General features: G+C 34.3%; 31 protein-coding genes and 1 pseudogene. 22 read left to right on the top strand and 10 right to left on the bottom strand.

The features are described 5' to 3' along the window. The first annotated feature begins 82 nt into the window (after nucleotides 1–82). From ACQKNR_RS06280 to ACQKNR_RS06290, 3 genes are all read left to right on the top strand, one after another. Nucleotides 83–835, top strand: a complete 753-nt coding sequence (locus ACQKNR_RS06280; protein ID WP_427316202.1) for an aminoglycoside phosphotransferase family protein — start codon at nucleotides 83–85, stop codon at nucleotides 833–835. A gap of 97 nt (nucleotides 836–932) precedes the next feature. Then, a complete protein-coding gene (locus tag ACQKNR_RS06285) occupies nucleotides 933–1733 on the top strand; it encodes an ABC transporter ATP-binding protein (RefSeq protein WP_427316204.1) in 801 nt (266 codons plus the stop codon). Continuing rightward, complete coding sequence (locus ACQKNR_RS06290) at nucleotides 1718–3601, top strand: hypothetical protein (RefSeq protein WP_427316206.1); 1884 nt, start codon at nucleotides 1718–1720, stop codon at nucleotides 3599–3601. The genes ACQKNR_RS06285 and ACQKNR_RS06290 overlap by 16 nt, the downstream gene beginning before the upstream one ends. A 75-nt stretch (nucleotides 3602–3676) precedes the next feature. Here ACQKNR_RS06290 and ACQKNR_RS06295 read toward each other — a convergent pair whose 3' ends face one another. The 4 genes from ACQKNR_RS06295 to ACQKNR_RS06310 all read right to left on the bottom strand — a co-directional run bounded on the left by ACQKNR_RS06295 (nucleotide 3677) and on the right by ACQKNR_RS06310 (nucleotide 6467). Then, complete coding sequence (locus ACQKNR_RS06295) at nucleotides 3677–4624, bottom strand: phosphotransferase enzyme family protein (protein ID WP_427316208.1); 948 nt, start codon at nucleotides 4622–4624, stop codon at nucleotides 3677–3679. 315 nt (nucleotides 4625–4939) lie between these two features. Then, the gene (locus ACQKNR_RS06300; protein WP_427316209.1) at nucleotides 4940–5374 is read right to left on the bottom strand and encodes a GNAT family N-acetyltransferase; all 435 of its coding nucleotides are present in this window, start codon (nucleotides 5372–5374) and stop codon (nucleotides 4940–4942) included. Between the two features lie 102 nt (nucleotides 5375–5476). Continuing rightward, nucleotides 5477–6142, bottom strand: coding sequence for a ribose 5-phosphate isomerase A (gene rpiA, locus ACQKNR_RS06305; RefSeq protein ID WP_427316211.1), 666 nt, complete (start codon nucleotides 6140–6142; stop codon nucleotides 5477–5479). 4 nt (nucleotides 6143–6146) lie between these two features. Next, a complete protein-coding gene (locus ACQKNR_RS06310) occupies nucleotides 6147–6467 on the bottom strand; it encodes a 2Fe-2S iron-sulfur cluster-binding protein (RefSeq protein WP_427316213.1) in 321 nt (106 codons plus the stop codon). A gap of 142 nt (nucleotides 6468–6609) precedes the next feature. Between ACQKNR_RS06310 and ACQKNR_RS06315 the strand changes: the two genes are divergently transcribed. Further along, nucleotides 6610–7296, top strand: a complete 687-nt coding sequence (locus tag ACQKNR_RS06315) for an RNA polymerase subunit sigma-70 (protein WP_427316214.1) — start codon at nucleotides 6610–6612, stop codon at nucleotides 7294–7296. A gap of 21 nt (nucleotides 7297–7317) precedes the next feature. Next, entirely contained in the window at nucleotides 7318–7899 is a 582-nt protein-coding gene (clpP, locus tag ACQKNR_RS06320; protein ID WP_427316216.1) for an ATP-dependent Clp endopeptidase proteolytic subunit ClpP, read from the top strand. A 44-nt stretch (nucleotides 7900–7943) separates the two neighbouring features. On the opposite strand, the gene ACQKNR_RS06325 is transcribed toward clpP, so the two are convergent. Further along, nucleotides 7944–8801: a glycine betaine ABC transporter substrate-binding protein gene (locus ACQKNR_RS06325; RefSeq protein ID WP_427316217.1), complete on the bottom strand. Its 858-nt coding sequence runs from the start codon at nucleotides 8799–8801 to the stop codon at nucleotides 7944–7946. 171 nt (nucleotides 8802–8972) lie between these two features. Between ACQKNR_RS06325 and ACQKNR_RS06330 the strand changes: the two genes are divergently transcribed. Next, the gene (locus ACQKNR_RS06330; RefSeq protein WP_427316219.1) at nucleotides 8973–10178 is read left to right on the top strand and encodes a quaternary amine ABC transporter ATP-binding protein; all 1206 of its coding nucleotides are present in this window, start codon (nucleotides 8973–8975) and stop codon (nucleotides 10176–10178) included. Beyond that, nucleotides 10171–11007, top strand: a complete 837-nt coding sequence (locus ACQKNR_RS06335; protein WP_001084760.1) for an ABC transporter permease — start codon at nucleotides 10171–10173, stop codon at nucleotides 11005–11007. The genes ACQKNR_RS06330 and ACQKNR_RS06335 overlap by 8 nt, the downstream gene beginning before the upstream one ends. Before the next feature lie 53 nt (nucleotides 11008–11060). Here the strand turns inward: ACQKNR_RS06335 and ACQKNR_RS06340 are convergent, their stop codons facing one another. Further along, a complete protein-coding gene (locus ACQKNR_RS06340; protein WP_427316222.1) occupies nucleotides 11061–11297 on the bottom strand; it encodes a hypothetical protein in 237 nt (78 codons plus the stop codon). A 236-nt stretch (nucleotides 11298–11533) separates the two neighbouring features. Between ACQKNR_RS06340 and ACQKNR_RS06345 the strand changes: the two genes are divergently transcribed. From ACQKNR_RS06345 to ACQKNR_RS06365, 5 genes are all read left to right on the top strand, one after another. Then, nucleotides 11534–11659 carry a septum formation initiator gene (locus ACQKNR_RS06345; protein WP_427317003.1) on the top strand — a complete coding sequence of 42 codons (126 nt, stop codon included), beginning with the start codon at nucleotides 11534–11536 and terminating at the stop codon, nucleotides 11657–11659. Between the two features lie 124 nt (nucleotides 11660–11783). After that, complete coding sequence (locus ACQKNR_RS06350; protein WP_427316224.1) at nucleotides 11784–12284, top strand: HIT family protein; 501 nt, start codon at nucleotides 11784–11786, stop codon at nucleotides 12282–12284. Beyond that, nucleotides 12262–13092: a PP2C family serine/threonine-protein phosphatase gene (locus tag ACQKNR_RS06355; protein ID WP_427316225.1), complete on the top strand. Its 831-nt coding sequence runs from the start codon at nucleotides 12262–12264 to the stop codon at nucleotides 13090–13092. The genes ACQKNR_RS06350 and ACQKNR_RS06355 overlap by 23 nt, the downstream gene beginning before the upstream one ends. A 10-nt stretch (nucleotides 13093–13102) precedes the next feature. Then, entirely contained in the window at nucleotides 13103–13540 is a 438-nt protein-coding gene (locus ACQKNR_RS06360) for an NUDIX domain-containing protein (RefSeq protein ID WP_427316227.1), read from the top strand. 20 nt (nucleotides 13541–13560) lie between these two features. Further along, nucleotides 13561–13941, top strand: coding sequence for a DUF4181 domain-containing protein (locus ACQKNR_RS06365; protein WP_427316229.1), 381 nt, complete (start codon nucleotides 13561–13563; stop codon nucleotides 13939–13941). 210 nt (nucleotides 13942–14151) lie between these two features. Here ACQKNR_RS06365 and ACQKNR_RS06370 read toward each other — a convergent pair whose 3' ends face one another. Together ACQKNR_RS06370 and ACQKNR_RS06375 are read right to left on the bottom strand one after the other, a co-directional pair. Further along, the gene (locus ACQKNR_RS06370) at nucleotides 14152–14661 is read right to left on the bottom strand and encodes a GrpB family protein (RefSeq protein WP_427316231.1); all 510 of its coding nucleotides are present in this window, start codon (nucleotides 14659–14661) and stop codon (nucleotides 14152–14154) included. 41 nt (nucleotides 14662–14702) lie between these two features. After that, on the bottom strand, nucleotides 14703–15548 hold the full coding sequence (locus ACQKNR_RS06375) for an oxidoreductase (protein ID WP_427316233.1): 846 nt from the start codon (nucleotides 15546–15548) through the stop codon (nucleotides 14703–14705). Between the two features lie 261 nt (nucleotides 15549–15809). Between ACQKNR_RS06375 and ACQKNR_RS06380 the strand changes: the two genes are divergently transcribed. The 5 genes from ACQKNR_RS06380 (at nucleotide 15810) to lpdA (ending at nucleotide 21134) form a co-directional block, all read left to right on the top strand. Next, nucleotides 15810–16289: a DinB family protein gene (locus tag ACQKNR_RS06380; protein ID WP_427316235.1), complete on the top strand. Its 480-nt coding sequence runs from the start codon at nucleotides 15810–15812 to the stop codon at nucleotides 16287–16289. Nucleotides 16290–16458: 169 nt separating this feature from the next. After that, nucleotides 16459–17457 carry an acetoin:2,6-dichlorophenolindophenol oxidoreductase subunit alpha gene (gene acoA, locus ACQKNR_RS06385; protein ID WP_427316236.1) on the top strand — a complete coding sequence of 333 codons (999 nt, stop codon included), beginning with the start codon at nucleotides 16459–16461 and terminating at the stop codon, nucleotides 17455–17457. 17 nt (nucleotides 17458–17474) lie between these two features. Then, entirely contained in the window at nucleotides 17475–18509 is a 1035-nt protein-coding gene (gene acoB / locus ACQKNR_RS06390) for an acetoin:2,6-dichlorophenolindophenol oxidoreductase subunit beta (RefSeq protein WP_427316238.1), read from the top strand. Nucleotides 18510–18536: 27 nt separating this feature from the next. Then, nucleotides 18537–19739 (top strand): dihydrolipoamide acetyltransferase family protein, encoded by a 1203-nt coding sequence (locus tag ACQKNR_RS06395; RefSeq protein WP_427316240.1) that lies wholly within the window; start codon nucleotides 18537–18539, stop codon nucleotides 19737–19739. A gap of 15 nt (nucleotides 19740–19754) precedes the next feature. Then, nucleotides 19755–21134 carry a dihydrolipoyl dehydrogenase gene (gene lpdA, locus ACQKNR_RS06400; protein ID WP_427316241.1) on the top strand — a complete coding sequence of 460 codons (1380 nt, stop codon included), beginning with the start codon at nucleotides 19755–19757 and terminating at the stop codon, nucleotides 21132–21134. Between the two features lie 61 nt (nucleotides 21135–21195). Here lpdA and ACQKNR_RS06405 read toward each other — a convergent pair whose 3' ends face one another. Further along, the gene (locus ACQKNR_RS06405; protein ID WP_427316243.1) at nucleotides 21196–21789 is read right to left on the bottom strand and encodes a hypothetical protein; all 594 of its coding nucleotides are present in this window, start codon (nucleotides 21787–21789) and stop codon (nucleotides 21196–21198) included. A gap of 220 nt (nucleotides 21790–22009) precedes the next feature. On the opposite strand from ACQKNR_RS06405, the gene ACQKNR_RS06410 reads away from it, so the two are divergent. The 4 genes from ACQKNR_RS06410 (at nucleotide 22010) to ACQKNR_RS06425 (ending at nucleotide 24299) form a co-directional block, all read left to right on the top strand. Beyond that, nucleotides 22010–22642, top strand: a complete 633-nt coding sequence (locus ACQKNR_RS06410; RefSeq protein WP_427316245.1) for a DUF4085 family protein — start codon at nucleotides 22010–22012, stop codon at nucleotides 22640–22642. Nucleotides 22643–22727: 85 nt separating this feature from the next. Then, nucleotides 22728–23129, top strand: coding sequence for an Rrf2 family transcriptional regulator (locus tag ACQKNR_RS06415; RefSeq protein ID WP_427316247.1), 402 nt, complete (start codon nucleotides 22728–22730; stop codon nucleotides 23127–23129). 98 nt (nucleotides 23130–23227) lie between these two features. Further along, nucleotides 23228–23674, top strand: coding sequence for an FAD-dependent oxidoreductase (locus ACQKNR_RS06420; RefSeq protein ID WP_427316249.1), 447 nt, complete (start codon nucleotides 23228–23230; stop codon nucleotides 23672–23674). A gap of 19 nt (nucleotides 23675–23693) precedes the next feature. Then, entirely contained in the window at nucleotides 23694–24299 is a 606-nt protein-coding gene (locus ACQKNR_RS06425) for a class I SAM-dependent methyltransferase (RefSeq protein WP_427316251.1), read from the top strand. Nucleotides 24300–24358: 59 nt separating this feature from the next. On the opposite strand, the pseudogene ACQKNR_RS06430 reads toward ACQKNR_RS06425, so the two are convergent. Then, nucleotides 24359–24856 (bottom strand): annotated as a pseudogene (locus tag ACQKNR_RS06430) (hypothetical protein). 251 nt (nucleotides 24857–25107) lie between these two features. Here ACQKNR_RS06430 and ACQKNR_RS06435 point away from each other — a divergent pair. Beyond that, nucleotides 25108–25872: a DeoR/GlpR family DNA-binding transcription regulator gene (locus ACQKNR_RS06435; protein ID WP_427316253.1), complete on the top strand. Its 765-nt coding sequence runs from the start codon at nucleotides 25108–25110 to the stop codon at nucleotides 25870–25872. Nucleotides 25873–25877: the final 5 nt, after the last annotated feature.

The raw sequence follows: 25877 nt of genomic DNA on the forward strand, positions 1-25877 counted from the left end.
AGCAGAAGGATTTCCTGACATTGCAGTGAATTTAAAACATGGGGGTCAGGAGTAGGACTATATCTTTTAAGGAGGAAGAAACTTGAATTTAGATGAGCCAATAGCCAAGGGGAATACTGCGAAGATATATCTTTATGAAAATAAAATTATTAAATTATTTGAGGAATACCTTCCAAATACAGAGTCTATTAATGAAGCAAAAAAACAAAAATACGCTTATTCATGCGGACTGCCAGTTCCAAACGTATTTGAAGTGACAAAAGTACAAGATAGACAGGCTATTATTATGGAGTACGTAAAAGGGGAAAGTATTGGTGATCTCTTACTTAATAATCTAAATAAAGCAGAGCATTACATCAGTATTTGTGTTAATGAACAAAAAAAGATTCATGCTATATGTGTGAATACAGATGAAATGGAATCAATGAGGGAAAGGTTAGAGCGCCAAATTAAATCTGTACATAAATTGGATGAAAATCAAAAGGAAAATGTATTGAAAAGGTTAAATTCAATTGTATTTGATTCTAGGTTATGTCATGGAGATTTCCATCCATTCAATTTAATTTTGAGTCATGAGAACGTGAAGATTATAGATTGGGTAGATGCTAGTTCAGGTGATATTCGTGCAGATGTATTTCGTACATATTTACTGTATGCTCAAGCTTCAGTAGAATTAGCTGAAATGTATTTGCATATATATTGCAGAAATACCGGCTTATCAAGAGAAGAGATTTTTCAATGGGCTCCTATTATTATTGCAGCTAAGCTAACTGAAAAGGTATCAGTTAAAAACAATGAATTACTAAATAAATTGGTAATTCAGTATTGTAATTAAAGAAAAAATCTCTATATATTCTAACAATACAAATGCATGAGTAAAATTATTGGAATTAGCGTACAGTTAATAAAATAGTAAAGAAGGAGTCCATTTTATGAAAACTGTTGAACCGATTTCACTTAATGCTGAATTTGAGAAATCTTCTCCTGCTCTACAACTTTCAAAACTACATAAACAGTTCGGTGAATTTATTGCAGTAAATCAAATTGATTTAACTGTTCCAAGGGGATCTTTTTACGGAGTAGTTGGGCCTAATGGCGCAGGAAAAACTACTTCGTTGTCGATGGCTGTCGGTTTGTTACGACCAGATGGCGGGAACGTTAAAGTTTTTGGAATTGATGTTTGGAGTAATCCAGAAAAAGCTAAAACACTGATTGGGGTATTACCAGACGGATTAGCTTTGCCAGAAAGACTTACTGGTCGCGAATTATTGACATATATGGGATTGTTAAGAGGAATGAATGTGAAGGAAGTTGCTCAGCGAACAGAAGAATTACTTACAGTACTAGAGTTAAATAATGCTGAGGGAACTCTAGTTATCAATTATTCTACTGGTATGCGAAAAAAAATCGGTCTCGCACTTGCGCTCCTTCATGCACCAAAATTACTCGTTCTCGATGAACCATTTGAGGCGGTAGACCCTATTTCTGCAACTGCTATTAAAAAGATTTTACAGAAATTTGTTAGTTCAGGCGGTTCTGTAGTATTTTCAAGTCACGTCATGGCATTAGTTGAACAACTTTGTGACCACGTTGCGATTATTTCGAAAGGGGGAGTACTTTCGTCAGGCAAGATGGAAGATGTTTGTGGTGAAGAAAAACTAGAGGATATTTTCGTTCGATTAGTAGGCAGTCCTACTATTAAAGGAGGAGAACTGTCTTGGTTAGTGTTTTAATTCAAATGAAGTTATCAATACTTAAACATTCAATGAATGGTGGTAGGGCAGTTCTATTTATTACGGCAGGATTAGTTGGTTTATTGCTAGCAATTGGAACAATTCTACTTTTTTCTTTTTATCCTACGGAACAAACCATATCAAAAAGTATTCTATACGTTACATTCGCTATTTGGACAGTAGGATGGATTATTGGTCCGATGCTTACTGGGGGAGACGGAATATTACGTCCTGAATATTTTGTGTTGATTCCGCTCAGCACTTATAAACTTACTAGGACACTGCTTGTTGTAGCTTTTATAGGGTTAGGACCACTAGTTAGTTTTTTTGCTTTCATAGGATTGTTAATTTATGCAGCCAGAATTAGCTTATTTGCAATTATAGTAGCAGTTCCGGCAATTATTTTACAGTTAGTTTTTGTAGTGCTGTTATCAAAAGTAATAGTTAGTATTATGGGTGAGACGATGAAATCAAGAGTCGGTATGGAAATGGGAGCGATGATCATCGGTTTCATCGTTGCATTTTTAAATGTGGGCTGGTATGCACTTCCTGTAATCGATAGGATAACATTTAATGATACTGCGCTACTTTACATGATTCCATCTAGTTGGACGATACTTGCTGTAGAGTACGCAAGTCAATCTAATTGGTTATTAGCTTTTGTTTTCTTAAGTGCAATAACAATATTTTGCGGGTTCCTTTTATTTATATGGACTACATTATTGACTAGAAGTACAGTGAGAGATTCTAAAAAAATCCAAGGCGAAATTACTAATAAGCATTATAGAAAAGTTTTTAAAATCTTTTTAGAAACTAAAATAGGAGCAATCGTAACTAAGGAGCTAAAAAGTTGGGGGAAAGATCCACAACGAGGCCGATTCCTGCGGATGGGCATATGGATAGGCGTATTTTATGGGATTTTAGTTACAATTGCTGATATACCATACTTAATGCCTTGGGCGGGAGTAATTATGATTTTATTTACAAGTATGTTCGCTTGTAATTTATATGGTTTTGATGGAAGTGCATTATGGTTAACGTTGGTGACACCTGGCGCAGAAAGGATGGATGTGCGTGGTCGTCAACTAGCTTGGGTGATAGCTATTGGTCCAGTGGCAATGTTAACTACAATAATTTTTACCTTTTTTAGCGGGCTTACTTTCGTTTATCCATGGATATATGCAGTAATCCCGGCGTTACTTGGTGGGGCAGTAGGCCTTATTGTGTTATTTTCTGTAGTTAACTTAATTCCAATTACTGATCCTCATCGTCGGGGAAGGGGAACCATAATATCCGGTGACGATATGAATGCGAGTAAGATGTTTATAACTACGTGGCTCATGATGGTGATGGTGTTAGCAACAGCAATACCAGCTTTATTAGTTGTATGGCTTGGAACATCACTACGTGTACAGTTCTTACAATGGCTAGGTGTACCGACTGGGATTTGTACGGGAGTGTTTTTAGCTTGGCTATTTGGGCGCATTGCTTACACAAAACTTGAAAAAAATGGCCCTGAGTTGTTATTTGAAATGAAAAGTGGGATGAAAATAAAGAGGGATATTCAAAAAAAGAAAGTTCAAAACAAAGCGACTGAATTACCTAAGAAAAAACTTGCTTTTGTTGTTTTTTTTGTATTTATGGGGTTCTTTTTTTTAGTTCACCAAAGTATAGTACCGATAATCTTTGAAATATTGGGTGTGGATGAAAAAGTGCGTCTTTTCTTCCTTCCGCGCTATCTTCCGCAAATTGCTCGTATTCCTGTAAGTATCATTTTTGCTCTATTAGGTATAACATTTTTGTGTAAAGCAATTTTAACTATGAAAAGGCACGTGAAAGAAACGCAACTAATAAAAGATGATATGTAAAACACTCCTAAAAAAATCGGTTTTTTACATGATGTTGTTCAACTATTGTTAAACAGTAGTTAAACAACATCTGCTTTACATTTTAATTAAGGAATGATTGTTTTCAAGCTTTAATCTATAAAGGTTCATTATCCGTACTTGTTCCTCAGTTAATTCTTCTTTATTCCAATACATATGCATTAAACTATATTCAAATATCTCCTTTAATCTTACAAACAATGGAAGCTTGTCTATCATTTCTCTAGGTAGTTCATTTTCTTCTTGATACCCGTCAAGTATTGCTTTTGTAATAGAATTCTCATAATCAACAATATTTCCATTTCCAGCAAAAGAATATTCTATCGCGCTATAAATTGGAACTGCTAAATCGAATATGTAAAAATGTTTCTCACAGTCTTGAAAATCAATCATTGTTAAATTTAAATCATTATCAACTAAAATGTTCTCTAGCCATAAATCTCCATGAATTAGGCCGTAGTTGGTAGATGTTTTTGTCAGTTTTTTAATGGAAAATAAAACATCAGATGCAATTTCTCTAATAATAGTCTCTTCTTTAGGGATATACTTAAGGAAATTATATTCTTCATTTTCATACCAATTATTAATATGTTTTACTGGTTCGATACTTTCAAAGTTTTTAGATATACGATGTAATTTACCAATTTTTTGACCAAGCTTTTTAAATATATTAGAATTCCATTTACTTCTTGGTAAATGTATACCAGGAGCAACTTTATATAATACAGCAAAAAGTTTTTTGTCTAATGTTAATTTCTCTACTAAACTCCCCTTTAAAGAAGGTATTACTGGAGGGACTCCTAAGCCCTTTTGATGTAAAAAGTTCGTATATGTAACTTCTTCTAACTGTTCTTCATACATTTTATAGTTAGTAATTCTAACGAAGTAAGTGCCTTGTTCGGCGAGACATTGATACATCTCATTTGTTATGGATTTAATGTTATTAAAATCTAAAGGATATAGTTCATTAATTAGTTTGAGTATTTTTTTTTCTAGCTCGTTCATTGTAACTCCCTTCCAAATATGAATTTTCCAACCCAAAAACTTATAGTTCCTTAACTTTTGAAATTCGGGATTTATTTGGTAGATTCCTTTAAAAAAATATGTAGGTGCAGTAAGTAAATGTATGCCAAATAAGATAACTGAAAAAATATGAAGTTAAAAGTCACAAGTCAACGCAAGATTTTTCTTCATCATTTGTTTACAGAATTGATTACTAATTTTGATGTTGTAGTCGGTGAATAGTATGAGAAGCTTTATGAAACAAACAAATGGTACTATATGAAATACATAATGTAGCTTCATATAGTACCATTTCTATTATGATAACACTTTCGTCATAAGTATATGCGGAATGCCATCTTCCATAAATATATCAGAAGAAGTTTGATAGCCTAATTTTTTATAAAATCCTTCAGCTTGTGTTTGACCGTGTAGTTTCACTTTTGTAGCTTCTTTGTTACGAGCAATCTCTTCTAACGTTTGAATGATTACTTTACCTAATCCGTATTTACGATAGTTTTTTAAAATACAAATGCGTTCTAATTTTCCGGCGCCATCAACAAATCGTATACGACCTGTGCCTACAGGAAGCTCATTATAATAAACTAAAATATGTTTACATTCTTCGCCGATTTCATCAAATCTATCAAATTCATCTTCAAGTGGGACACCTTGTTCTTTTACAAATACTTCTTTTCGAATATGAAATGCAGTTTCTAAATCTGTAAATTCTGTTATGAGTTTGGATTGCAAATTGTTCAGCCCTTTCTAGTGTGATGTGCTTGTGTTTTCATAGTATATCATAAAGAAGCGTTATAAAAAAAAGAATAAAAGCCGACTTGAAAAAGTCAGCTTTCAATATAATTCCTTTATCCCATTTTCAGATCCGATAATCGCCTTACTAGTCATATTTATAAACAATCCTGTTTCAATTACACCTGTAATCATTTTTAATTGTTCGTGTAATTTGCCAGGAGTAGATATTTTATTAGGGAATATACAATCGATAATCATGTTATTGTTATCGGTTATAAATGTATTATTGTTTTTCAAACGTAACCTTGTTCGACAACCTAAAGACTGAATTTTATTTTCTGTTTGTTTCCATGAAAAAGGTACAATTTCAACAGGTAATGGGAAAGTACCTAAACGTGTCACAACTTTTGATTCATCAGCAATAATTATTAGTTCTTTAGAGGAGGAGGCAACAATTTTTTCGCGAAGTAATGCACCACCGCCTCCTTTTATCAGATGTAAATTAGAATCAATTTCATCAGCTCCATCGATTGTAAGGTCAAGAGTTTGTATGTCATCTAACGAAAGTAGCGGGATGTTTAGTTGTTGTGCGAATGCTTCAGTTTCCTTTGATGTCGGTACAGCTTGAAATGATAATCCCTCTTTTACAAATTGACCTAATTTTTGTATTGTCCAAAATACCGTAGAACCTGTACCAAGCCCAACCTTCATTCCATCTTTTACAAAGTTAGCGGCATATTCGCCGGCGAGTTGTTTTAAATTCATCACTTTACTCCGCTGGACGTGGACCGGCATCTAAACCTGAATTTTCTACTGTAAGTATAGGACGAACGACTATATCTTTATGTACACGCATTTGACACGATAGGCGTAAATAATCTTCAATCCCTTTTTCCGTTATCGCATGTTTTTCATTCACGCTCGCTTCACAGAAATCACCCGCTATAATTTCTACTCTACAAGTAGTGCAACGTGCTTTCCCGCCACAACGATGGAGTATGTGTACACCGTTATCTTCAATCGCTAATACTAACTTTGTTCCTTCTTTCACTTCAAAAGTTCCAGTGCCTTCAATTGTTAATTTTGGCAAATTTGTTCCTCCTCACGTAAAATTGTACATAACATATTTATGACCGCGAATTCTTGAACATAAACATTATTTTTTTATGGCCCCGTAACTTTTTTATTTATTTAATCGTTTATTAAGTAAGCGCTGAAAAGGAGTGGTTATTTTGTGCACAAAAATAACGCAATTTTTAAAGAATCATATCGATATGAATCATTCAAATATAAATTTTTTAATTGAAAATTATGCAGAGTTAAAAAGGTACTGTACGTTTTTAACGAAAAACAAATGGGATGGCGAAGATCTTGCCCAAGAAACAGTATGTAAAGTTCTTCAAAAATATAGTAATAAAGATATTTGTATGACGCTGTTATATAAAATAGCTAGAAATCGTTGGCTAGATCTGATGAAGTCAAAATCAGTTCATGAAAAAATAAAGGAACAAATTAATGTTGAAGAACCACATGAGACAATTGCAGATTTGCATGAAATGGTAGGGAAAGTATTATCATCATTAAATGTACAACAATCCGCAATTTTATTATTAAAGGATGTTTTTCAATATAGTATCGCTGATATAGCTAAAGTATGTTCCGTATCGGAAGGAGCAGTAAAAGCTTCTTTATTTAGGAGTAGAAATAGACTGAAGACTGTAAGTGAAGAAGGGATTGAGATAGTCGAATACACAGATGATATTGAAATTGTTGTAACGTCTATTCGTGAAGAAAGGCCGGAATTGTTAACAAAGCTTCTTCCGACAATAGATTTTACTAAGTTACCATCTAAACAGCCAGTCTTATTATTCGGTGCGAAAAAACCTTCTTCCTACAGTTGTATGCTTTGTGCGGCATAACAATTATTGGAGGGATTTAAAATGAATGCAATTCCATACGTTGTAGAACAAACGAAATTAGGAGAACGTACCTATGATATATATTCAAGGTTATTAAAAGACCGAATTATTATTATCGGTTCAGAAATTAACGATCAAGTAGCGAGTAGTGTTGTAGCTCAATTATTATTTTTAGAAGCGGAAGATGCAGAGAAAGATATATTTTTATATATCAATAGCCCAGGCGGATCAACGACAGCAGGTTTTGCAATATTAGATACGATGAACCTAATCAAACCAGATGTGCAAACACTTTGTATGGGGTTTGCAGCATCATTTGGTGCATTGTTACTATTATCAGGTGCAAAAGGAAAACGGTTTGCGTTGCCAAACAGTGAAATTATGATTCATCAGCCGCTTGGTGGTGCGCAAGGGCAGGCAACAGAAATTGAAATAACAGCAAAAAGAATATTAAAGTTAAAGCGTGATATTAATCAAATGATAGCAGAAAAAACAGGGCAACCAATTGACAGAGTAGCGCATGATACAGAAAGAGATTATTTTATGACTGCGGAAGAAGCGAAGGAATATGGGATTGTAGATGATGTTGTTACGAAAAAATAAGATAAAACAGGCTAGAGAATATGCTAATTCTCTAGCCTGTTTTATTAATCTTTTATCCATTCATCAACTAACGATTGATTCTTTTCAATCCATTTTCGCGCAGCTTCTTCTGGATCTTTCGTTTTATTTAACATGACCATTAACGTACCAAGCTGCTCATCGCTCATTTTCCACTTATCAAAGTATTTCACAATATCCGGATGATCTTTTTCGAAACCTTTACGAACGGAGTAATAAATGTCATCTTTTTCACCATATACTTTCTTAGGGTCTTTTAAATATTTTAAGTCAAATTCTGAAAAGCCCCAATGCGGATTCCAAAGCGTAACAACGATTGGTTTCTTTTTCGTATATGCTTTTTTTAGTTCGCTCATCATTGCCGCTTCTGAAGATTGGACAAGTTTTAGTTTTATATCATATTCCTTCATTGCTTTATTCGTTAAATTCATAAGACTGCTACCGGGTTCGATTCCGACGATTTTATTATCTAGCTCATCTTTATGAGCGTTTAAATCTTCGATACTGTTTATGTTTTTCATATAAGAAGGGACGACTAAACCTAGTCCAGTGCCTTCATACCATTTTGATTTTAAGACAATGTCATCTTTATAACGATCATTTAGCGGTTTATCCGTAACTGGTAGCCATACTTCTAAATTAGCATCAACATCACCGCGAGCGACACCAGTCCAAATTGCCGCTTTTTCTAAATACATGAGCTCCACTTTGTAGCCTTTTTGTTCTAATAAAACTTTCCACATGTTTGCAGTTGCAATATTTTCTTTCCAACTTGTTACACCAAGTTTAATTTTTCCTTTCGAATTTGCATTTGTTGCATTACATGAAGCGAAAATCATAGTAATAAATAATGCAAGGCATATAAGCCATATTTTCTTTCGCATCGAAACCCTCCTAAGTAACGTTTGCCTTTTTAAATAAATGTATAAGTAAGCATTCTTATTATGAACGGAAATGAGAATTTTAAAGAAAGCTTATGAATGTCATTTTTATGTAATATTTCTTTGCAAAATCGCAACACTATATGAATAGATGGGTAGAAAAGGAGTAGTGACATGGATAATACAAAGGTGCGTGTTGAAAACGTAACAAAAGTATTTGGGAAACACCCGCAAAGAGCGCTTACCTTATTAAAAGAAGGGAAAAGCAAATCGGAAATTTTAAAAGAAACCGGAATGAACGTTGGTGTGAAAAGAGCAACGTTTGAAGTATTCTCTGGAGAAATTTTCGTTATAATGGGCTTGTCCGGTAGCGGGAAATCAACGTTAGTTCGTATGCTAAACCAATTAATTAAACCAACCGCAGGTCATATTTACATAGATGGTGAAGACATCGCAACGATGGGGAAAGAAGAATTACGAAGGGTAAGAAGAACAAAAATGAGTATGGTGTTTCAGAAGTTTGCACTATTTCCGCATCGTACTGTTTTACAAAATGTTGCATACGGATTAGAAATACAAGGAGTTCCAGTAGAGGAACGAGAGAAAAAAGCGTTAGAGTCACTTAAGTTAGTGGGACTCGATCATCATAAAGACAATTATCCAAGTCAACTTAGTGGTGGGATGCAACAGCGAGTTGGTATTGCGAGAGCGCTTACGAATGATCCGGATGTATTACTTATGGATGAATCATTCAGTGCATTAGATCCACTAATTCGAAAAGAAATGCAAGATGAATTGTTAGAGTTACAAGATAAAATGGAAAAAACAATTATATTTATTACACACGATTTAGACGAAGCGCTTCGAATTGGAGATCGTATCGCATTAATGAAAGATGGAGAAATCGTTCAAATTGGAACGCCGGAAGAAATTATGATGAGTCCTGCCAATGAATTTGTAGAGAAGTTCGTAGCGGACGTGAATTTAGGAAAAGTAATTACGGCGGAATCTATATTAAAACGACCGGAGACTTTATTAATTGACCGTGGACCTCGTGTGGCACTACAAATTATGAGGAATGCGGGTGTTTCTACAGTATATGTTGTAAACAAAAAGTATGAGTTTTTAGGTATATTAACCGCAGATGATGCAAGTAAAGCAGTACAAAAACAGTGGCCGATTGCTGATTTATTACTTAACGATATTCCGCACGTTTATTTAGATACTTTACTTGAAGAGACGTATGCAAAAATGGCGGAGATGAAATATCCGTTACCCGTAATTGATGAGAAGAAAAGGTTAAGAGGAATTATTAAACGTGAAAGTGTCATTCAAGCTCTTGCAGGTAACATTGAGGAAGAGGTGAAAGACGATGAATAGTATACCGCGTATTCCATTAGGGGAATGGGTCGACTCATTTGTTGCAAGTTTATATGAGCACTTTGAAGGCTTGTTCAGAGGATTCTCTTATATTATCGGCGGATTCGTTGATTTACTCACTAATTTTTTAACAATAATACCAGCTATATTGATGATTATTATCCTATGTTTCCTCATTTGGTACACAACGAGAAAATTATCTTTAGTTATTTTTACACTCATCGGATTATTATTTATTTTAAATATTAACTATTGGGCACAAACGATGCAAACATTAGCACTCGTACTTACGTCTGTTATTATTTCCATTATTGTCGGAATTCCCATTGGCATTTTAGCATCTCAAAATGAGCGTTTCTCAAAGTTTTTAAAACCAACATTAGATTTTATGCAAACAATGCCCGCATTCGTATATCTCATACCTGCGATTACATTTTTCGGAGTAGGTGTAGTACCTGGCATAATTGCATCAGTAATCTTTGCGATGCCACCAACAATCAGATTTACAGACTTAGGAATCAGACAAGTTCCGGAAGATTTAATTGAAGCAGCGAATGCATTTGGATCCACAGCATCACAAAAACTATTTAAAGTGCAATTACCGCTCGCAACTGGAACGATTATGGCTGGAGTGAACCAAAGTATTATGCTTTCGTTATCGATGGTTGTAACAGCATCACTTGTAGGAGCCCCGGGACTTGGTGTCGATGTATATCGCTCTGTTACACAAGTAAATATCGGAATGGGATTTGAAGCTGGACTAGCCATTGTTGTTATAGCGATTATATTAGATCGCATTACACAAGGATTTCATACAAAAAGAAAATAATGCAATAAAAAACACACTTTATACTATAAAGTGTGTTTTTTATTGCATCCAACTTACATACGAACAATAACAGAACCTCCAGCTGGTGCACAAACTTGGTTTTGCTGTTGTTCCATCGATTTAATTAATTGATTATTTTCTTCGATTAATGAGATTAATTTCGCTAATTGACTTTCAAGACTTGCAATGCGCTGCATCATATATTGAGAATCATGATGCAGTGCATTTCTTACAGGATGGGGGGAATACGCATATTGTTGATTTATATTTGGATTCCAATGAGGATACATTTGAATCGCTCCTCCTTCAATGAATTACTGATCTTTCTTATAGTAAATGCCTATGTATATTTAATGGTGACTCGAAAATTTTTCATAAGAAGGGGATTGTGTAGAGAAAATGGAAAAGTTCAATTGAAATAGTGAATATATTAGGGCATAACAATGTTTATTTAAATAGATCTCAAATGTGAGGAGAAACTAGGGGGAATGATATTTTGGCTAAAAATAAAAAAAGAAATGATGCAATGGCCATGGGTGTCGCTATAGGTATTGTAATCGGCGTAGTTCCTGGTTTATTTACTGATAATTTAGCAATCGGAATTGCGATTGGGATTGCAATTGGAATCGGGATTACGGTTTTAAAGAAATAAAGAGTTATAAATTTTAAAAATGAAATTTGAGTAAATCATGTATTTGATTTTAATGAATTGCCAATTTAAGAGAATGAATTTTCGGAATATAAAACTTAATTTTCCTTCTTTTATGATATTATATATGGAAAGGATGGTGATGAATATGTCAGTAAACAATCAAGCAGAAAAAAACTGCTTCATTTGCGAAAAACATAAAGGAAACATTGCAGTTCCAGGTGGTGCTATTTATGAAGATGATCTTATATACGTCGGACATGTCCATTGGGAGAAGGAAGAAACTTATCTTGGTTACGTAATGATTGATGTAAAGAGACATATACCTGGTCTTGCTGAATTAACTGAAGATGAGGCGAAAGCATTCGGACTTATAACTAGTAGAGTAAGTAAAGCACTAAAAGAAAGCGAAGGTGCGGAACATATTTACACTTTTGTTTCAGGAAATGGTGTACCACATATGCATATGCACATCATACCGCGTTATCCGAATACACCAAAAGAGTTTTGGTCACCGACTGAAGTAGCAAATTGGACTGGCGCACCATATGGAAATTCAGAGGAAATTAAAAAACTGTGCGAAAGAATACGAAAGTATATGGTAAATGAGTATGTATACAACAAATAATACACTATATTCATGGGTTGGATATATGGAAATGTGTTTAGGAGAAATCTCAGTTAAGCAATATGGTGACATTGTACTTGGCAAATATGGCGGGAATATAAGTGCTGGCGCGAAAAAGAATGAAGATGGTGCGTTAGTTTGGTCAAATGGTGATTGGGAATTTGCTGTTATTTTAGACGGGCATAATAGTGCAGAAAGTGTTGATTTAGTAGTAAATACAATCGAAAAAGAATATGAAAATATAAAGGCGATTATGAAAGAATCAATTGAAACAGTATTTCGATCTGTTGAAAATCATATACTTACAATTTTTCAATCCTCATCATTTAAAGAGAAGTGCAAAACAATAAAAGGTGAGACGGCTTGTTTAATCTGTGTAAGAAAAGAAAATTACATATGGTGGCTATCTATTGGTGATTGTCTAGTTTATGTATTTCATGAAGAATTACATAAGTTAGGGCAACATACATTAAACCAACGCCATTTTTACGAATGGATTGGTAATGTAAATACATTTGATTTACCTGTACCTTGCTATTCATCAGGGATTCGTGAGCTACGTACTGGGAACAATCGAATTGTAATGGTGACAGATGGGATATTAGAATGTGGGGAACGCCGTTATGAAACTTCAATAAATTTGTATACTGATATGAATGGAAATAATAAAGACCTTAAGGGGAATGTTTCCAATGTGTTAGAACACGTTCATCATCAATTAGGACGAGATAGTGCGACAATTATTTGTTGGGACGTCGAAAACAAAACAAATGTTACGTATCCGAGTGATCAGCCAGAGAAAAGGTAAAGGAGAAAAAATGATTAGACCGCGTTTACGGGCAGAAGTAATGATTGTAAACGAAGAACATTCAAAAATACTTGTACAATGTGATGAGAACGAATCATTTTATCGGTTTCCAGGTGGCTCTATTGAATTTGGTGAAACAGCAAAAGAAGCAATAACACGAGAGGTATTCGAAGAATATAACTTAAAAGTTTTTGTTCAAGAATTAGCTGTTGTAAATGAGCATATTTTTGAGTGGGACAACGAAAAAGGACATCACTGTACATTGATACATTGGGGAACTGTTGAAAAGAAAATTATAAATGAAATAAGGCATAAAGAACATGAGGATATTATTTTAATATGGAAAAGTATAGGGGAATTAAAGGCGAAGCCAACATACCCTGAAGGAATCATAAATTATTTAGAAGAGAATAACCGTAATATAGTCCACTTTATTTATAATAATTGAATGAAGTTATAGGAGGGGGAATGAGAACTTCTACTTTTTGGATTATAATTTTTGTTTTTTGCATAGCTGGCTATTTTATAGATCAGTTTTTAAGAAAAAAAATGAATGTGCCAAAGCGCGTTTTTTGGGGATATAAGCATGTGAATAGTCTACATGTAAAATTGGAAAAAGGACTATTTATTGTTTATTTAATAGCTAGTTTTATTTACATCTTTAAATACGAAAGCGCTAATATTGGGTATGCCATTTTCACATATTTAGGGATTACGTGGATTTTAAGAGCATGGATGGAATGGAAATATGATAGAGAATCGAAAGAATATATTTTTTCGATAATAGGATTATTTTCATTAATTTTTATGATTTCAATGCTAGTTTACTTCGTTCCACCTGCTACATAACAAAATAATGATTGATGCAAAAAATATAAGAGGATGGATTAGGTTGGACTTAAACGTAATTTTAGAATGGATTCATGAAAAATCTGAAGAGCAATCACTTATAATAATAGGTATTGATGGTACGAATAATGGAATAACTAATTAATAAGAAACCATTTATCTATAAGTAAATGGTTTCTTATTATGTGTATGAAGTTCCGACTTCGCAATTTAATCATTTATTTTAGCTAATATGGATTTAATGAAATTTGTTTTATCCTCCGCATATTGATGTTTATCATTAGGATTAGCTTGTGAAAGTTGAATCTTTAACTGTTCATACTGTATACGAGAAGTTGTATTATTTTTTAAATAATCTCTGAAACTTAATTGTTCCATTAAATATGGATTCCTTTGTTCATACATATGAATTTGATGAGTTCTCGGCTCTCCTTTATTGAAATAATACCTTTCGGGTAATACATCTTTTCTATATCTATAATTTAATTGTTCTAGTTTTGTAATACATTTTATACCATCTATATAATTTTTTAATTCAATCGCAATATCAATAATAGGTTTTGCGCTTAAATACGGAATGAAAGTACTGCCGATATGGTGTATTGCTAAAATATGTTCACCAATTTGTTTCTCAATTAATTGTTTCTCTTTTACAAACTCAATTTCCCACTCTTCAGTCCACGGAACTAAAAACACTTTACCATAGGGTAAACCTAGCATTTGATTAGCGCTCCTTACATAATTTTTTTCAATAAAGTTAATTACATTTTCTTAAAACTCCTCAAAACAAGAAACTCCCACAATCTCCACGGAAGAATCTTCTTCGCAAAGATCATAAATTTTACACCTTTCCCAATTGGATATCGTAAAGTAGTCCGCTTGGATTCTGCAATTTCAACGATTAAATTGGCGACATCTATCGGATTACCAAATGAATCACTGCCACTATTAATATGTTTTTGTATTTTATCCATGTATTCTTTGTATGAAGAGGGAGTATCAGATTTGTTTTCAGCTAGTTGTTTCCCAACTTCCCAAATGTTTGTGTTATAAGAACCGGGTTCAATTAAGGCAACGTCTATCCCGAAAGGTTGTACTTCTAAGCGAAGCGATTCACTCCAGCCTTCTAATGCATATTTTGAAGAAACGTAAGGCGATAGACCAGGTAATCCAACTTGGCCACTAATGCTGCTTATATTAATGATTTTCCCACTTTTTTGTTCTCTCATATATGGTAAGACAAGTTGGGTGATTGATATAGCTCCAAAAAGATTCGTTTCGAATTGTTTCCGGTATTCCTCTATTGGGATTTCTTCGATAAAGCCCCCATTTGCATATCCTGCATTATTTATGAGAATATCTACTCTGTTTATTTCGTTTAAAAATAATTGGAAGTTATGTATAGAACCTTGATCTGTTATATCTAATTGGTGAACTTTTATCTTTTGTTGTAAGTTGAGTTTAGTAGCTTGAGATATTAAGTCTACTTGTTTCTCAAGATTACGCATTGTAGCAATGACTAAATAGTCTTTTTTTGCAAGTTCAAGTGTCGTTAATAGTCCGAATCCACTTGATGCTCCTGTAATAACCGCGATTTTTTTATTCATTTGTCACTCGCTTTCTTTTTCTTTTATCATAACGAGTTATGTGGAGAAAATCTATTAATCTTACATGTAGTTTCTATACATACATTCGTTATGATAGAAATTTGTGTTATTCCTATATTTTATGAGGTTTTTTATGAATAAATTGCTTTCGGATTTTTTATTTGTATATGTATGAATGGCAATAAAAAAGGGAATTATGCAGACTCAGCGTATATAGAGAAGTGAGTATTACATTCACGTTGATGAAATGAGGGAAGAAAAATGGCCCATGTGAAAGACGTATTAGCAGATCAGTTATTAGCAAATGCCAATGATCCTAGTTGGTATATTCCATTTTCTGATGCAGTTCAGGATTTATCTGAGAGAGAAGCTTTCTGGAAACCGAATGAAGAGAGTAATAGTATAGCTGAAATTGTACAACATTTGCTGTACTGGAACTCAACGTGGCAAACTAGGTATAAAGAATCAAATGTTAATGCAGTGCCCGCTATTGGAGATAATAACAAAAGTTTTATGCTTTCAGATAATCAAACTTTCGATGAGTTAAGAGAAAAACTATTAGAGAAACTGTTACAATGGCAATACCTCATAAATGAAGATAAGGTTGAAAGTGATGTAATTGGATTTCCTGTATGTGCGAAGTGGTGGGAAGTGTTAAGTAATGTAACTACTCATAATGCTTATCATATCGGTCAAATTATATACATCCGGAAATTACAGAAAAGTTTTGATAGTGAATAATGTAATGATTCTCTAATAGGTTGAACAAAAGTGGACAAAACGAGACAACTGTCTCATTTTGTCCACTTTTTTATTTTTAAAGGAACGAGAAAGCCTATTAAATCAAGGATTAAAATGTGGCACGGTACTTGCGATATAAAAGGTGAACAAGAAAATAGGAGGGCTGGACATGTTAAAAACAACTGAAAGTAAAGGGAATGAAATTACGAAAGAACAAGCTCGTTGGATGTACGAAAAAATGTTAGAGATTCGTAAGTTCGAAGATAAGGTGCATGAATTATTCGCGCAAGGCGTTCTGCCAGGTTTCGTTCATTTATACGCAGGTGAAGAAGCGGTAGCAGTTGGTGTATGTGCCCACTTAACAGATAGTGACAGTATTACTAGTACACATAGGGGGCACGGTCATTGTATCGCAAAAGGTTGTGACTTAAATGGTATGATGGCTGAACTTTTTGGGAAAGCGACTGGGTTATGTAAAGGTAAAGGCGGGTCAATGCATATTGCCGATTTAGATAAAGGAATGCTTGGTGCGAATGGTATTGTAGGTGGTGGTTTTCCACTTGCTTGTGGTTCAGCATTAACGGCTAAATATAAAGGTACGAAAGATGTAAGTGTTTGTTTCTTCGGTGATGGAGCAAATAATGAAGGAACATTTCATGAAGGGGTTAACTTAGCGGCGATTTGGAAGTTACCTGTTATTTTTATTGCAGAAAATAACGGTTACGGTGAAGCAACGACATTCGAATATGCTTCAAGCTGTGATTCTATTGCAGATCGAGCGAAAGCTTATAACATCCCGGGTGTTCAAGTAGATGGGAAAGATCTTCTTGCTGTGTATAAAGCTGCTGAAGAAGCAGTGGAACGCGCACGTAATGGTGAAGGCCCAACAATTATTGAGTGTATGACATATCGTAACTACGGTCATTTTGAGGGAGAAGCGCAAACGTATAAAACTGCGGAGGAAAAAGAAGAACATTTAAATGAAAAAGATGCAATTGTGAATTTCCGTAAGCATTTAATTCATGAAGGTTTATTAACGGAATCTGAACTTGTTGATATGGAAAAAGCAGTAGATGAAGCAGTACAACGATCGATTGAATTTAGTGAAAATAGTCCATATCCAGCTGATGAAGAATTATTAAAAGATGTATACGTTTCTTACAAATAAGAGGAGGGTGAAAAATTATGACTAGAACAGTAAGTATGTCAACTGCAATTAATGAAGCGATGAAATTATCAATGCGACGTGATGAAAATGTCATCTTAATCGGAGAAGATGTTGCAGGTGGTGCACAAGTTGATCATTTACAAGATGATGAAGCGTGGGGTGGTGTTCTTGGTGTTACGAAAGGACTTGTACAAGAATTTGGACGAAATCGTATTTTAGATACCCCAATTTCTGAAGCTGGCTATATGGGAGCGGCAATGGCAGCTGCTGCAACTGGATTACGTCCGATAGCTGAATTAATGTTTAATGATTTTATCGGTAGTTGTCTTGATCAAGTTTTAAACCAAGGTGCAAAATTCCGTTACATGTTTGGCGGAAAAGCAAAAGTACCGGTTACAATTCGTACGATGCATGGTGCTGGGTTTAGTGCAGCGGCGCAACACTCTCAAAGTTTATATGCTTTATTTACAAGTATTCCAGGGATTAAAGTTGTCGTTCCTTCCACTCCATATGATGCGAAAGGCTTACTATTAGCGGCTATTGCAGATGATGACCCAGTAATTTTCTTTGAAGATAAAACACTTTACAATATGCAAGGCGAAGTTCCTGAAGGGTATTACACAATTCCGTTAGGAAAAGCAGATATAAAGCGAGAAGGTTCCGATGTAACGATAGTCGCAATCGGAAAGCAAGTTCATACAGCGCTTGCAGCAGCTGGACAATTAACGAAAAAGGGACTTGAGGTAGAAGTGATTGATCCACGCACTTTATCACCGCTTGATGAAGATACAATTTTAGCATCTGTTGAAAAAACAAATCGTCTTATCGTTATTGATGAAGCAAATCCAAGATGTAGTATCGCAACCGATATTGCAGCGATTGTAGCAGATAAAGGATTTGATTTATTAGATGCGCCTATTAAACGAATAACAGCACCACATACACCTGTGCCGTTCTCACCACCACTTGAAAAATTATATTTACCAACGCCAGAAAAAGTAATTGAAACTGTATCGGAAATGATCGGAGACCGTTCGTTATTAAATGTGTAATGAAACGACGAGAAGGGAGAGAGCAATATGGCTGTTGAAGTTGTAATGCCGAAATTAGGTATGGCGATGAAAGAAGGTATTATTACGAGCTGGAATATTAAAACGGGCGATAATGTAGCAAAAGGTGAGTTAATCGCTAGTATTAACTCAGAAAAAATTGAAACGGAAATTGAAGCGCCTGCTGACGGTACTGTTTTAGATATTGCAGTACATGAAGATGAAGGAGTTCCGCCAGGTACTGTAATTTGCTACATCGGTAAACCGAATGAAAAGGTAGAAATACATGAAAGTACACATGCTGTGGAAAAACTGACACCGAGTGTAGAACCGCAAAATGTACAACATCCAGAACTGTACACGAAAGAAGGAACGAATAAACAAAGAATAAAAATATCCCCAGTAGCGAAAAAAATTGCAAAAACTGAAAATCTTGATATCAGGGCATTAATTGGTACAGGTCCTGGCGGAAGAATTACAAAGGCAGATGTATTAAAGGCACTTGAAGAAAAAGTAACTATTCCAGAAGTACTTGAACAAGAAGAAAGTAAATTAATTCCTATGACTGGTATGCGGAAAGCAATCGCAAATCGTATGCATGCAAGCTTACAAAATAGCGCGCAATTAACATTAACGATGAAAGTTGATGTTACAGATTTAGTTGCTTTACATAAAGAAATAGCGGAAGTTGTACAAAAACGATACGATAATAAATTAACAATTACCGACTTTGTTTCTCGCGTTGTTGTATTAGCTCTTGGGGAGCATAAAGAAATGAATAGTGCTTATATAGATGATGCAATCCATCAATTTGAACATGTTCATTTAGGAATGGCAGTTGCACTAGATAATGGTTTAGTCGTTCCGGCCATTCGCTTTGCAAATAATCTCTCTTTAGTAGAGTTATCTAAAGAAATTAAGAACGTTGTACAAAAGGCAAGAGAAGGTAGTTTAAGTAGTGATGATATGCAAGGAACGACATTTACAATTAGTAATTTAGGTAGCTTCGGTATTGAATATTTCACGCCAGTATTAAATACACCTGAAACTGGTATTTTAGGTGTAGGGGCAATCGAACATGTACCGGTATATAAAGGAGAAGAATTGCAAAAAGGATGCATGTTACCATTAAGTTTAACATTTGATCATCGTGTATTAGACGGTGCACCAGCAGCTGCATTTTTACGTACAATTAAACGATATTTAGAAGAACCTGTAACAATCCTTTTATAAAGAGAAGGTGAGAGAATGAGTAAATTAGTTGTTATTGGAGGCGGACCTGCTGGATATGTAGCGGCAATTACCGCGGCTCAAAATGGGAAAGACGTCACTCTTATTGATGAAGCTGATCTTGGCGGAACGTGCTTAAACGTCGGGTGTATGCCTACGAAATCATTGTTAGAAAGTGCTGAAGTGCATGATATTGTAAGTAGAGCAAATGAATATGGAGTTTTGCTTAACAAAGGAAGTATATCTATTGATTGGGAGCAAATACAGGCAAGGAAATCACAAATCGTCACGCAGCTCGTACAAGGAATACAATATTTAATGAAGAAAAATAAAATCAAAGTATTAAAAGGGAAAGCGAAATTTGAAACGGATCATCGTGTGCGAGTTGTGCAGGGTGATAAGGAAGCGGTAGTGGATGGAGAACAATTCATTATAGCGGCAGGTTCAGAATCAGCCGAATTACCTTTCGCTCCATTTGATGCGGAATGGATATTAAATAGTAGTCATGCGATGGCTCTTAAAAACATACCAGCTTCATTACTTATTGTTGGCGGTGGTGTAATAGGCTGCGAGTTTGCAAGTATTTATAGTAGGCTTGGGGCGGAAGTTTCGATAGTTGAGTTGGCACCTCAATTACTACCTGGTGAAGATGAAGATATCGCAATCATTTTAAGAGAGAAATTAGAAAATGATGGTGTAGAAATTTTTACAGGAGCAGCTTTAAAAGGATTAAATAATTATAAGAAGAAGGCGTCGTTTGAATACGAGGGAAGTATTCACGAAGTTACTCCGGAGTTTGTTCTCGTTTCTGTTGGTAGAAAACCACGTGTACATGAATTAGGATTAGAAAAAGCAGGAATTCACTTTTCGAATAAAGGGATTGCTGTAAATGAGCATATGCAAACGAACGTGCCACATATTTATGCTGCGGGTGATATTATTGGCGGTATTCAACTTGCTCACGTTGCCTTTCATGAAGGAACGACAGCAGCATTACATGCAAGCGGAGAAAATGTAAAAGTAAATTATCACGCTGTACCTCGTTGTATATACACAGCTCCAGAAATCGCAAGTGTTGGTTTAAGCGAAAAAGTTGCAAGAGAGCATTATGGTGATATTCTCATCGGAGAATTCCCATTTACAGCGAACGGAAAAGCTCTTATTTTAGGAGAGCAAACAGGTAAAGTAAAAGTCATTGTGGAATCTAAATATCAAGAAATTGTAGGAATCTCTATTATCGGTCCTCGTGCAACAGAACTTATTGGTCAAGGCACAGTAATGATTCATACGGAAGTTACCGCTGATATAATGAGAGATTATATTGCAGCACATCCAACTTTATCTGAAGCAATTCATGAAGCATTACTTCAGGCAGTAGGACATGCTGTGCATGCTTAAATGAAAATATAATAAACCACTATTCTCTAAATGAATGAGAGAATAGTGGTTTGAACTTTTACTATTTAATTTCAATAGCTGAAGTTATATCGTTCCAATCTGCAGCTAAATTAGCAGTTTTACCATACCATTCAGAATGTCTAAAGAAGACACCTTTTCCGTACCCTTGTGTTGAAGTATGTTCCCAAAGCGTCGTTGAATAACTTGCAGAAGGGGATGCTGTACTTACAGAAGAAATTCTGTCGTTCCAGCTAGACGGTAAGTTTTTAAACCCGCTGCTCCAGTAAATATATTGTCCACCTTTATCTTTATGTTCATAAAAATCAGTACTACCAGCACCACTACCTAAAGGATTAATTTGATTTTTAAGTACTTTTTTATCCTTTTCAATAAAAGCATTCATTGTTTCTCTGCTAGTAAAACCATAAGCTAACCAATCCCCATTTTCATTTTGCTCAGGTAATACCATAGTAATTTGGATGTCTTTTTTTGCTTGATCACTTAATTTTGCAAAGGAATTAACATTTTGTTCATCTACTTTTAAATAATCAAATGTTTTAATTGTATTACCTTTTTCTTCAGCACTTGCTACTCCTAGTCCCCCAGTTAATGCGAAACCCGCTACTAATGTCCCTGCTACTAATTTCTTCAACATATAACCATCCCTTTTTGTTTAGATTTTTGTACAGGTGAATCTTGTACAAGAAAAATGTATTCTATTTTTTTATTTTTGTAAATATTCTGAAGTTTTAGAAATAGTAGGCGGAATATTTACAGTTTTACATTTTTTCTTTAGAAAGAATGGTTATTGGAATGATAAAATAAACGGATACATTGTTTTTTCTAGATGTGAAAATATTTTAGGGGAGATGTAATTGAAATATTTCACAAGTGATTGGTATAAAGAAATGCAAATTTCAGGATTTATACATTCAATAGAATCAATAGAAGAATGGAAAGAAATAGATTCCAATTATATACAAAGTTTGAAAGAGGAAGTAGAAGAAAGGAAAGAGGATTTATTAAAATATCTTCCTGAAAGGCTACATCCATACTTTCATAGCAACATTATCGATTCAGAATATCCACCTAATGAATTAAAGAAACTTTTGTTAGAGTGGACAGCAGATTATGAGAAAAGAATGGCACAATTAGATCAATCATATTTAGAATATTTTAATTCCATTAAGAAAAAACTTCCGCCAAATGTCGTTCAGCTACATGAAGCATCACTACATGATAGTGTGATTAAAGTAGTAAAGAGAAGGTCAGAAGACACTTTGTCTATCGTATTAGACTGTAGTGGTACTTTTAGTGAATTTGATAAACTACAAGTAACTTTTACAGGAGTAGCGAAATGTTCTATGCCGGAATACTTTGAAGATGCTTGGTGGCTATACCATGAAATAGAACTTACTGAAGATGGTTTCGAACTGGGTGTTTTATTTGACTGTCCATTTAGAGAAGTGACGATTTGTGCAAAAGATGTATTGCTTGAAAAAAAGTAATATCGCGCTTTTCTTTACAAATGTTTGACTTGATAAATAAATAAAGTTATTGTAGATATATGAAGTCTATAATAGGAGCCGTATTATGAAATATTCTAAAGCTACAAACTATGCTCTTCACACTATGCTTTTTCTGGCAAAGGCTACGCCAAATAAATTAGTTAGTGTTCATCAATTAGCGGAAATGCAGAAAGTTTCACCAACGTACTTGTCTAAAATACTAACTAAATTGACGAAGGAAGGGATGATTTATTCATCATCAGGTCCTAAAGGTGGCTATTCGCTTAGTAATAAGTGGGAAGATATTTCATTTTTAGATATTATACATGCTATTGAAGGAAAAACATCATTGTTTGAATGCTGCTTACATCATGAACCTGGATGTTTAATAAATGAAGTAATGCTTGCAGCAGAGGGAAAAATGGAAGAAGAGTTACGAAATCAAAAAATCGTAGATCTTGCGAAAAAAATAAATGTGGATTTTTAATCCGCTTTTATTTTTAAATTAATTAAGGATAAAGAGACTCTGTAATATCTGTGATTTTAGTTAAATGAGTTAAGTTAATTCATGGAGGATGTTTATTTATGGAATATTGTATTGACTGTGCAGGTTCAGCAGGGCTTAATGCAAGTTTAGTTTTAGGGAAAGCTCGTAAACAAATAGTGTTATTTGATAATAAGACGAATAGGAATCGTGTAACGAAAAAGTCTCACGGATTTATTACAGATCCTATTCGTGTATTGCATGGCGAAGAAGGTAATTTAAACCAAGTAGAGTTTTATTCAAGGTTGCATATCGAAAGATCTGGAGGGGGTATAGTACCTTCTTTCTTTAGACCAAATCAGTTTATAGAACAACTTGGTTGTGAACTGCAAAGTAATGAAACTTTTGTAATAGATGATTTTGGCCGTACTTCAGAAAAAAACATTTACTTAGCAGGAGAAACAACTATTCAAGGGCCATCTTCATTAATTATTGCTGCATCACAAGGAAATAAAGCAGCGATAGCAATTAATAGCGATTCTAACTAGAATTTAGAAGGAGGAGAAGATGATGAGTAATTTATGGAATGATCGATATAAATCGGATGAATATTTTTATGGGGAAGAGCCTAATACGTTTATTCAAGAACAAGTATTTCGTTTGACAAATCACAATAAAGTAATAGCTTTCGCAGAGGGAGAAGGTAGAAATGCTGTTTTTCTAACAAGGCAAGGACACGAAGTAACAGCTATTGATTATTCGGAGGAAGGATTAGAGAAAACAAAAAAATTAGCTGAGAAGCATAACGTAAACGTGCATACGAAAAAGGTAGATTTATTAGCTGATAGTTTGCCAGCTAATGAATTCGATGCGGCAATTATGGTATTTGGGCATTTTCATACGGATAATCAAAAAATGATATTTAATAAAATGATTCATACGATAAAGCCTGGTGGGATAATAATGATTGAAGTTTACTCGAAAAAGCAATTAAATTATGGTACTGGCGGGCCAAAAGATATTGATATGCTTTATAATCCAATTGATATTCTTACTTGGTGTGAAGGACATGAGGTTATACATTTCTTTAATGGAGAACAAGAGCGCATTGAAGGGAAAGGACATACTGGTTTAGCTCATGTTATTCAAGTTGTTATTAGAAAATCAATGTAAATGTTGTTGGAAGTTGAATACTTGAATGTAAAAAGACCAGTCATTTAAGACGGGTCTTTTTATTTAGATACTAAATTATCAAGCTTCCAATATGTATTTGTTAATGGAGCAACTTTACTATCAATATACAAATACATGTTATTTAAGTCTTTAGGCGAAGTTTTCATTTCAAATACAACGTCAGTAGTTAAAGAGAATTCGTGTGGAACAATTTTATACTTCTCATCATCTACTGGATGAACTTCACCTTCATATTTTTGACCAGTTTTTTCATCTTTTATGAAATATTTTATTTCTGAAAGATCAATGGTTTGTCCGTCATCTCGAACATTATTAATCATAACACGAGTTGTAAGATGCCATTATTTGTCTATTTTTTCAAATTTTGCATTTTCAACAGTTGCTCTATAGTATTCATTTTTAACTATTTCCCCATAGTGCATTGCATTCTTTTCGAGTGCGCTCTTTTCTTGTTTTTGTATAGCACTTCCATTACACCCTGCCATTATTCCTGTAAATATTAATGCTGTACATGATACTTTAATTAAAGATTTCATAGTAATTCCTTTCTGTATTAAAAAGTAAAACATAGGAATAATTTTACATTAGCAGGAAAATAAATGCAAGTCTTTTTATAGAATATACAAATATGCATTTATTCGGTATTAAAATTAATGAAATAGAAAGAGAGAAAAAACTCGCATAAAGCTGGAAGAATAAGAATTGAAAATATTGTAAAACGGAAGAAACGTGCATATAATTAACATAAAGTTTAAATTTCTGAATCTTCAATAACGGTGGTGAGAACATGTTTACTGAAGAACGTCGAGAGAACATTTTAGAACTGCTTAAGAAAGATGGAAGAGTAATCGCGAAGGATCTTGCTGAAAGGTTCGATATGTCTATCGATTCTATAAGAAGAGATCTGTCAATAATGGAGAAAGATGGTTTATTAAAAAGAACGCACGGAGGTGCAATTGAGATTGTACGAGTGAGGAATTTAGCTGTGGAACCATCTGAACGTTATAGTAATAGTTCGGTATATGAAGACGCGATTGCAAAAGTTGCTGCATCTTATATACAAGAAGGAGAATCCATTTTTATTGGTGGGGCTTCAATTCATTATGCCATGTTAAAGTTTTTACCCGAAACATCATTTACAGTTATATCAAATTCTATAGAGATAGCTAGTAAATTGCGGGAATGTAAGAACATTGATACGTATTTAATTGGTGGCAAGGTTAAACCTTCGGGAAATATTACTGATACACTTGCCTCTGAGTCAATTGGAAGTTTTTCTATTGATGTTAACTTTTCTACAGGTGGAGGCATTTCCATACGTGGTATAAGTACTGCAACACCTGAAGTTGCTTATTTTAATAAAAGGGTAAGTGGAATTGCCAGAAGAAATATTTGTTTAGCACCACATAATAAACTCGGTATAGATTGCTTTATAAAAGGAGAGTCTCTAAAAGAAGTTGACCTTATTATAACAGACGAAGAGGCTAGTAAGGAAACCGTTCAGGAATTTGAGAAACAAGGTAAACAAATTGTAATAGCGCCAACGCACTGAATTTG

Source organism: Bacillus sp. NPDC094077 (assembly GCF_050279465.1).
Lineage (GTDB): Bacteria > Bacillota > Bacilli > Bacillales > Bacillaceae_G > Bacillus_A.